The sequence below is a fragment of the Lewinella sp. genome (assembly GCF_050633125.1).
Classification (GTDB): Bacteria; Bacteroidota; Bacteroidia; order Chitinophagales; family Saprospiraceae; genus Lewinella.
Window position 1 is genome coordinate 21,591 of the sequence record NZ_JBOEFX010000045.1, and the last position, 9,382, is coordinate 30,972.

Genomic DNA, 9,382 nt, shown 5'->3' on the forward strand with positions numbered 1-9,382 from the left:
GCTGTTAATTATTGGGTGATAAATCGGTTGATGTTACTCTTCGCCAAATGGCTTTGAACAATAGCATTTAGCATTTTCATATCATAATCTACGAGTTCGTTTTCCAAGCGTAAAAGCTCGTCGAAGTTACTGCCTTGTGTACTGTAGCTATCTTCGAGTATGCGGATAGCCGCATCGGTAATTTCAATTTGCCGCTGATAAAGCTCAACCTGCAAGCGGGCAGTTTCGTGACGCACGTACGCCTGCTCGATCGTAGTCAGGAATTTGCTGAGCACATCTTCTTGTTGATATGCCAGTGCCTCAATACGAATGTTCTCTTCCCTTTCCCTGGCGGCATACTGTTCTCTAAAGAGGGGGATTTTAACACTCGCTCGAAGCTGAAGAATATCTCTCCCGTTATTTGCAGGAAAAGCATCCGTACGTTCGTCAACTAAGATGTAGTCAAACCCCACGCCAAAAGAAGGCTTACTATTGAACTCGTTTAATACGATGGCCTCTCTTGCTACTTCTTGTTGCTGTTTGAGCATTCTGATTAATGGATGATTCTTCTGTATATTAGCCGTTAAGCTGTCTTTATTGTAGGGTAAATCAGTAAATGCGAGATCTTCAACAATTACAACCTCTCTACTTAAAGGCTGATTCCTTAATTGGTTGATCGTAGCAGTTGGGTCTAATTCGGAGGTTTCCAGGATGATTAATTCCTGCTTTAATTCCTCAATTTTCAACTGTACCCTTAGCACATCCGCAGCAGAAGCTTTTCCACTTTCTACCTTGGTCGATGCCAGCCTTTCCAGTGCTTCGAAAAGGACAATATTTTCCTGAATAATAGCTCTGCTTCTTTGAATACGGTACAACTGAAAATAGCTTTGTTCCAACTGATACCTTAGGTCGAGCATTTTCGCCCCGACACGCTCATAAACTGCTTTAGCTTTGGCTACCTCTAATTCTTCTTTTTGAGACAAAGTACCAAACCACGGAAACATCTGAGTTGCTCCTAGTCTCAATTGCTGACCTCCCAGTCTGGTTTCTACGGGAAGGGGAAAAGCACCTATGCCTATTTCAGGGTCAGGCAATTGACTTACTTGTGGTGCTCGTTCCAATGCTGCACGATATTCACTTGTCAACATTTTTAACTCAGGGTTTTGCGTTTCCACCTCTTGAGTCAGTTGTGCCAATGTCTGAGCAGATGCCGAACTTGCAGAGAAAAAGAGAAGAATAACCAGTGATGCAATCCCTGCCTTCGTGCCGCCATTCCAGTGTGTTGTCTTATCATTAATTCTAAGACTCCACTCTTGCCAAAGTGCAAATAACACAGGCACCGTAAACATCGTAATCATCTGTAATGTCATCCCTCCAAAGGAAGGAATCGCCATCGGTAACATAATGTCCGCACCTCTACCTGTTGAGGTCAATACGGGGAGTAATGCTAGAATGGTAGTAGCTGTAGTCATCATCGCCGGGCGCACCCGCCGTAAGCCCCCTTCAACTACCGCATCTCTGACTTCTGCTATGGTATTGGGTTGGTTTCTCTTAAAACTATCCTGAAGAAAGGTGGCAACCAATACACCGTCATCGGTGGCAATACCAAATAGGGCCAAAAAGCCTACCCAAACTGCTACGCTTAAATTGATTGTTCGTATTTGGAATAGGTCTCGCATATTGGTTCCAAACAAATTAAAATCAAGGAACCAACTGGTATCATATAGACCAATCATGATGAAACCACCAGCAAAAGCAATAAAGACCCCCGTGAAAACCATGAGGGATATTGTGACAGAGGAAAATTGAAAATATAGGATGAGGAAAATAATAGCCAAGGCAATGGGAACTACTATACTTAATCGCTTACTTGCCCTGACCTGTTGTTCATAGTTACCTGCAAAACGATAGCTAATTCCCGCAGGTACTTCTAAAGCACCGTTTGATATAAGGGTCGAAAAATGATTCTGTGCGTTTTCAACTACCTCTACTTCAGAAAATTCCTTTTCCCTGTCAAAAAGAACATATCCAATCAAAAAACCATCTTCACTTTTAATGGCTTGTGCTCCCGCTTCATACCTAATAGTTACCAACTCTCCCAAAGGTATGTGTTGATTAGTGGGCGTTGATACATAAATCCGTTGCAAAGCTTCAGGATCATCACGTAGCTCACGCGGGTAACGAATCCGTATCGAATAGCGTTCACGTCCTTCAACTGTTGTGGTCATATTCATTCCCCCAACCGCCGCTTGAATATACTGTTGTACTTTTTCAATAGCCAAGCCATAACGGCTTATTACCTCCCGGTTAATATCGAGAAGTAGATAGGGTTTCCCCACAATTCGATCAGCAAATACAGCTGCATCCTTTACCCCTTCTACATCTTTTAAATGTTTTTCCAACTGTAGGCCAAAAGCTTCAATCGTAGGTAAATCTGATCCTTGTACCTTGATTCCCATTGGTGCTCGCATACCAGTTTGTAGCATCACAAGGCGAGTTTCAATGGGTTGTAAACGAGGAGCCGAGGTAACACCAGGTATTCTTGTTGCTTTAACAATTTCATTCCAGATATCATCCGGACTGTTAATTTCGTCTCGCCACTGACGGTAATATTGACCATTTTCATCAGGAATTAATTCGCCATTTTCATCTTGTGCATATTCTCCATCGATGAAACGAAAGCGTGTACGGTGGCCATCTTTATCTGTTTTGTATTCAGATTTATAGAGTATTACATTCTCGTACATCGACATTGGAGCAGGGTCTAAAGCGCTATTCACTCTCCCTGCTTTCCCGACCACAGATTCCACTTCTGGAATAGCCGTAACTGCCATGTCCAAAAGTCGGAGATTCTTAATATTCTCTTGCATCCCAGAATGAGGCATGGAAGTTGGCATTAAAAGAAAAGACCCTTCGTCGAGAGAAGGCATGAACTCTTCGCCAGTTTGTTGAAAGACTACAAATCCTTGATAGACAATGAAACCAACTAATAGCAGAAACAGTATTTTGAAACGCAGTAAAAAGCGGAGGATGGTTTCATAGAAATAGATAATTACATAGAAAAATCCTATCAACCCGCCCGCAAAAAGGGTCACAAAAAGAAAATTGAGAAGGCTACTCTTTGTAACTCCCAGTGGCATCCAAATCGTAGCGAGCAACCAGGCAACAACTAGTGCATAAATCACATTGGTTAACCAAGAGAGTATGGTTACATTTCGTGCCGTGCTATTGGCCTGCACCCACGTACTTAGCAAACCACTAGCACCGACAACTGCTAGTATAGCTCCCAGGAAAGGCTGATAAAGGATAGCGATAATTAAGCCCACTAGTAATGCCAACGTATTACCGATGTTAGCCACTAATTTGCTCCTCGATTTTATTGAAAAAATACTGTGAGCAAGAGGTGGAATAATCGTTATCGCGACAATAATGGAAGCTACTAGAGCAAAGGTTTTGGTATAAGCCAAGGGGCGAAACAATTTCCCTTCCGATGCCTCCATTGTAAATACGGGAATAAAACTAATCACCGTTGTTGCTACAGCAGTGATTACCGCTGAAGCCACTTCAATCGTGGCCTCGTATATGGTCGTCAGAAGGCTTTCATCAGGCGGTGCCTCTTCCATTCTTTTCACCATACTTTCAATCAGAACGATACCCATATCTACCATCGTACCAATAGCGATGGCGATGCCTGATAAGGCTACAATATTGGCATCAACACCAAAGTATCGCATGGCAATAAAGCACATAAGTACGGCTACTGGTAGGGTGCTGGATATTAATAAGGATGATTTTAGGTTCAAGAGCATCAGTATCACCACCATGATGGTGATCAAAATTTCTAATGATAGTGCTTCCTGAAGGGTTCCAATTGTCTCATTGATCAATTGAGTACGATCATAAAACGGTACTATATTAACCTGAGAAATAGTCCCATCCGCCAAAACTTTAGTAGGCAGCCCAGGCTCTAATTCCGCAATTTTCCCTTTTACATTTTGGATAACCTCTAATGGATTTGCACCATAGCGAGCAACAACAACCCCACCTACTGCTTCTGCCCCTGATTTATCCAAAATCCCCCTACGAGTAGCAGGTCCGATACTTACTTTGGCTACATCACCAATTCGTAATGGAATATTATTATTTACCTTGACTACACCTTGTTCTATATCTGATATTTTCTTTACGTAGCCGAGCCCTCTAACAAAATACTCGGCAAGGTTTATCTCAATAGTTTGAGCACCTATATCAATATTACTGCCTTTTATGGCCTTCATTACTTCTTCTAAGGTAATGCCATTGGCCTTCATCGCTTCGGGGTCTACATCAACTTGGTATTCTTTTACAAAACCACCAATTGAGGCCACTTCTGACACTCCTTCTGCTGCTGATAAACCGTAGCGGATATAGAAGTCCTGAATGGTTCTTAACTCGTGTAAATCCCATCCGCCCGTTGGGTTTCCTTCTTTATCCTGTCCTTCAAGCGTGTACCAGTAAATTTGCCCTAAAGCAGTTGCATCAGGCCCCAAAGTAGGTTGGACACCTTCTGGTAAGGTATTTACGGATAAGGAGTTTAGTTTTTCGAGGATTCGACTTCGGCTCCAATAAAATTCTATGTCATCGTTAAAAATGACGTAGATACTGGAAAAACCGAACATAGAATTACTGCGAATGCTCTTTACCCCAGGAATGCCAAGGAGTGCAGTAGTAAGTGGGTAGGAGATTTGGTCTTCTACATCTTGTGGGGAACGCCCCATCCATTGGGTAAAAACAATTTGCTGATTTTCACCAATATCTGGTATAGCATCAACCGCTACTGGATCACGAGGTAGGTCGTTAATCCCAAAATCAAATGGAGCAGTAACTAGTCCCCAACCGACAAATAAGAGCAATAAAAGATAAGCGACCAGCTTATTCTCTAAAAAAAACCGAATATATTTAGCTAACATAATTTCACCTTCAGTAATCATTATATTTAGCACTAGCAACAATGCAAGTGCCTAAACAGGGCTAGCCTCTGCATACCAAATACTGGTAACAGTGGCAAAACTGAAGAATAAAATCAAATGAGGAATGTCTGCAATCTCACAGGGAGGTTGTAGACTAGGAGGGGCGGTTTGTAAGTGAAATAGTTAGTAGTCTTGATATCATTCTCTACAGGGACAAGACCAATAATAATAACAAGCGTAGCAAATAATGCTGGATAATCTTTAACATCTAATTCTAAAGAAACTTCCAACTGCTCATTCTCTACTTTGGCAAAAGTAGTTTCTGTATCGCAACAATTCTTCCCAGATATGGAATCTTCCTCAGAAGCTGGTATCGCCTCATGCAGGGAACAATCCTTCATTGCATTACTTTGAATACAAGGCACAGCCTCTGCAAAAAGAGCTGTACTTATAAGCTTTCCACCACAGAAATGCTTACTCATTACTAGCCCAGAAGTGCTAATAAGTATAAGTAGAGCTAAAGTAATATGCAGAGTTCGTATAATCAATTAGAGTTAAATATTTCTACAAATATACAGGAAATAGATTACAGTTGTATTGTATTATTTTGGCTATTACTTGCATTATTTTGATAAAACTTAAAGAGAAAGTAACATTTTGATTCTCTAATGTTTCTTCTAACTCAACCTAATAACTTCAGGCAGCCCTCTACTCTTCCTCGGTATAAGTCGTTCCACTAGACATTCTCACCCCACCTCACACTCCCCCTAAACTGTCACGCTTTTCTTCCAAAAACCGCCGCCAATCCAGGAACCAAGGGAGCGATCCGCAGGCTGATGGTTTCGCTATGAGTTAATCCGCTTGGTCTCGCCATTTTTCTCCCTCACCGGTAATTGATGTCCCTCCCTTTGTTTTGCTACAGCAAGATACTGGTCTGCTCCGATCCGTATCAAGGGACGGTCGTGCCCTTCCTTTCCAGACTGATTTTTTCTTTTCACCAGCTCAATAAATAATAAGTCTTCCACCCTGGCTTCGGTCTCCGCATCCTGCGTGAACTGGCTTTCGCAAAAGGGAAGCAACCTCAATTACGATATCCGGCAGTAAGAAAAACTGCCCCAGCGGAATACCCTCCGCTCACAGTAGAAGGGAAATTTCCTAATTATGAATCCAGTAAATCAGTTTAAAATGAGCTTACAAACACCACTAAAGATCGCAGAAGTAAAAGTTACTTACAAAGCCAAAGTTTACGCCGAAGATCGGCCACAAATCAGGAGTTCCGAAAATGCCCATCGAATTTTTCGCCAACTCTGGGACGAGGAGACTATTGAATTTTTTGAAGAAGCCTATTTGCTAATCCTTGATCGTGCAAATCGTGTGATGGGCTGGTACAAGGTTTCCCAAGGTGGAATGGCTGGAACGGTCGTAGATGCTAAGATCATTTTTGCTACTGCCTTAAAAGCACGGGCTAATTCCATCATCATTGCCCACAACCACCCCAGCGGCCAGTTACACCCCAGTCAGGCAGATAAAGACCTCACCAGCAAATTATTCGCAGCAGGAAAAGCACTAGACCTTCCTTTGCTGGATCATTTGATTCTCGCCCCCGAAGGTGGCTGTTTTTCTTTTGCTGATGAAGGACTAATTAATCATTAGTCCCATCAGCTAGGGGACACACTCCCCAGCAGGCCGCAAGGGCATCCCCATTTTCCGCATTCTCAAAAGTTCATTTGTGCAAACGGTGTCCGTCTCCGACGGGCTGCCCCTACCCGTTGCGCCTGCTCCCCCTTTTTTCTCGCCGAACGGCAGAACGGTTAAACACCATTCATAAACAACTAATAAAAAGGATTTAAGATGACAAAGCAAAGCACTAAAAAAGACGTTTATCAGGAACTCACCGACCGCATTATTGCCAAATTAGAAGCAGGTGTAAAACCTTGGCAACCTACCTGGAGCCGTTACGGTTTGGCCCGTAATGCTCACACAGGGCATATTTATACAGGTATCAACGCCTTTATTCTCAATCTCTTTAGTGAGCATCCTATCCCCTACTATATGAGCTTTAAGCAAGCCAAAGCAATGGGCGGAAAGATTAAGAAAGGAGCCAAAGCCGAGCGGGTTTATTTTTATACTTCTTACCATAAAGACTCAGACGGCAAGCGCATCAACGAGCAACAAGCCGAAGCCCTACACGGTATGGGGGAAGAAACCCAGAAAATCCAGTTTCTCAAATTCTACTATGTTTTCAATATCGCAGACGTGGAAGAGATAGAAATTGATTTGCCACAAATCACCCTCACCCAGCACGAGCAAATAGAAGTTTGTGAGCAATTGATCGGCAATTACCCCAACGCCCCCGAATACATCTTTGAGGATGCCGATAGCGCCTTTTACGCCCCAGATATTGACAAGCTCAATATGCCAAAGCTAGAGCAGTTCAAAACACCCGAAGCGTATTATCTGACCTACTTTCACGAACTCACCCACAGCACGGGTCACGCCTCCCGCCTCAACCGTGAAGGCATCGTAAAACCTGCCAAATTCAAGAGCGAACGATACAGCCGCGAAGAGCTGGTAGCCGAAATAGGAGCCGCTTTTTTAGCGGGTCACGCTGGAATATGCGGGGAAACCGAACTAGAAAATAGTGCCGCCTATTTACAGGGCTGGTTAAAGCTTTTACAGGATGATAAAAAGCTCATCTTTAAAGCCGCCGCCGATGCGCAGAAAGCGGTGAACTACATTTTAGGTTAATAAAACGAACCTAGCAGGGAGCCTAAAACCTCCCTGCCCTAGCTAATCTTTGATAAACTAAGTGTTATGAACTCAGAAAACAGTCAATCAGATAATTTCTATTCGGTAGAAATGGATAAAGCAGGGGAAGAATTGTTAATCTGCTATTGGTGTTTTGATACACTGGAAGAAGCGCAGGATTTTTTAAACAGGCTTAAAAATGGTTGTACGGCTCACGCTGTTACCATTGCTATCTTTGACCGAATGCATAACTTTTTAGACGGCTGGAAACTTGGGGGCGAATACAATGCCCCTTTACAGTTATTGAGCAAAGCACAGGTTTACGCAGATTAATGTAACTGATTTGCGCAATTTCGCGCGGCCTATGGGCGGCAAAAATCGCATATTCTTTGTGCTAAAGCTTTTAATGCTTGCCGCAAAGAATAGCTTTAGCACAAAGAACAGACCATTAGCAGTATAAATTCGTTACCTTTACATTGTGCAACTAAGAAAAAAAATATTAAGCCATTTTCTGTTAGCAATCTATCTCCTAGTAGTATTGCACCTCAGTGTCATGCATTCTCACAATGCAGAGCTTAGTAAGACCCCAAATTCAGTTTCTCACCAACATGAAAACTTCAAAGAAATCCACCATGAGCATGGTTTTCATGTAGGAATATTTCATCTTTTGGGGCATTTATTTGAAGGTGTAAATCATTCAAATGACCACGCAGATGAGCATTTAGTCATTGCACAAAAGGCCTCAAGCAAAAAAAACGTTGACCTTAATAAAACGGTCAGCTTTTTAAATAGTGGAGAAAACAAGGTGGTTGTTAGCGTAGATGCTGAATCCTTACCAGACCCACCACCTTATCACCTATTTCTGTCGCATAGGTTAAAGCAACCTAATACTCCTCTAAGAGCACCTCCTGCTCTCGTCTAATCTTACCTATCGAAGGACAATCTCTTGTCCTAATCAATCAGTTTTAATTTTTTAGACGAAAGAATTTAACATAATGAAATATATATTTGTGTCTGCCATTGCGATGGCAGGGCTACTCCTATTAATGGTAGGTTGTGGTCACGAACATGGTGAGGGTACACATACCCACGGCGATGAAACACACGCTGCTCACGAACCAGAATTAGAGCCTTTGTCCTTCACCATTTGGACGAAAAAATCGGAATTATTTGTAGAATTTCCTCCATTGATTGTTGGAAAGGAAAGTCGTTTTGCCGCCCACTTTTCAGGAATGAAAAGCTTTAAAGCTATCGAAAATGGCGAAGTGACGGTTCAGCTAACCAAGGGAGAACAAGTTGGAGAAAAGAATGCGGTAGCCGCGCCAAGTTCTCCGGGTATTTTTCGCCCGGCATTAACCCCTTCCCAAGCTGGGAATTACCAATTAGTGTTTATTTTGACGACATCCTTATTCTCAGATACCATTACGATTTCTGATATTACCGTATATCCAGATGCAGCAACGGCCATTGCTGCTAATCCTCCCGAATCAGCAGGAGATGAAATTTCCTTTTTAAAAGAACAAGCATGGAAAATTGACTTCGCTATTGAGCAAGTCAAACGACAACCTATTCATGAAGTAATCCATACTTCGGGAGAAAGGCAACCGGTAAAAGGAGAGGAACAAACCGTCGCCGCTAAAAGTAGTGGGATAGTTTTCTTCAGGAGCAACAAACTACAAGCAGGCAGAGAAGTTAGCGCAGGTGAA

The 9,382-nt window shown here is 42.6% G+C and carries 6 protein-coding genes and 2 pseudogenes; 5 read left to right on the forward strand and 3 right to left on the reverse strand.

Translation table 11 applies throughout. The features are described 5' to 3' along the window. Positions 1 to 8: 8 nt before the first annotated feature. The 3 genes and pseudogenes from ACRBG0_RS10620 to ACRBG0_RS10630 form a co-directional block, all read right to left on the reverse strand. Positions 9 to 1,175 (reverse strand): TolC family protein, encoded by a 1,167-nt coding sequence (locus ACRBG0_RS10620; protein ID WP_431486887.1) that lies wholly within the window; start codon positions 1,173 to 1,175, stop codon positions 9 to 11. A 102-nt stretch (positions 1,176 to 1,277) separates the two neighbouring features. Next, positions 1,278 to 4,928, reverse strand: a pseudogene (locus ACRBG0_RS10625) (efflux RND transporter permease subunit); the annotation flags it as partial. Positions 4,929 to 5,041: 113 nt separating this feature from the next. Beyond that, on the reverse strand, positions 5,042 to 5,476 hold the full coding sequence (locus tag ACRBG0_RS10630) for an HYC_CC_PP family protein (RefSeq protein WP_431486870.1): 435 nt from the start codon (positions 5,474 to 5,476) through the stop codon (positions 5,042 to 5,044). A 613-nt stretch (positions 5,477 to 6,089) separates the two neighbouring features. Here ACRBG0_RS10630 and ACRBG0_RS10635 point away from each other — a divergent pair. The 5 genes and pseudogenes from ACRBG0_RS10635 to ACRBG0_RS10655 form a co-directional block, all read left to right on the forward strand. Beyond that, positions 6,090 to 6,581, forward strand: a complete 492-nt coding sequence (locus tag ACRBG0_RS10635; protein WP_431486871.1) for a JAB domain-containing protein — start codon at positions 6,090 to 6,092, stop codon at positions 6,579 to 6,581. A gap of 198 nt (positions 6,582 to 6,779) precedes the next feature. Further along, on the forward strand, positions 6,780 to 7,676 hold the full coding sequence (locus ACRBG0_RS10640) for an ArdC family protein (RefSeq protein ID WP_431486872.1): 897 nt from the start codon (positions 6,780 to 6,782) through the stop codon (positions 7,674 to 7,676). Between the two features lie 66 nt (positions 7,677 to 7,742). Next, complete coding sequence (locus ACRBG0_RS10645) at positions 7,743 to 8,009, forward strand: hypothetical protein (RefSeq protein WP_431486873.1); 267 nt, start codon at positions 7,743 to 7,745, stop codon at positions 8,007 to 8,009. Positions 8,010 to 8,154: 145 nt separating this feature from the next. Next, positions 8,155 to 8,598, forward strand: a complete 444-nt coding sequence (locus ACRBG0_RS10650) for a hypothetical protein (RefSeq protein WP_431486874.1) — start codon at positions 8,155 to 8,157, stop codon at positions 8,596 to 8,598. Between the two features lie 73 nt (positions 8,599 to 8,671). After that, positions 8,672 to 9,382: pseudogene (locus tag ACRBG0_RS10655) on the forward strand (efflux RND transporter periplasmic adaptor subunit); the annotation flags it as partial.

Excerpts from the sequence above, each read along its gene's own strand:
- ACRBG0_RS10635 (WP_431486871.1), top strand. The coding sequence starts at position 6,090 with ATGAATCCAGTAAATCAGTTTAAAATGAGCTTACAAACACCACTAAAG.
- ACRBG0_RS10640 (WP_431486872.1), top strand. The coding sequence starts at position 6,780 with ATGACAAAGCAAAGCACTAAAAAAGACGTTTATCAGGAACTCACCGAC.
- ACRBG0_RS10645 (WP_431486873.1), top strand. The coding sequence starts at position 7,743 with ATGAACTCAGAAAACAGTCAATCAGATAATTTCTATTCGGTAGAAATG.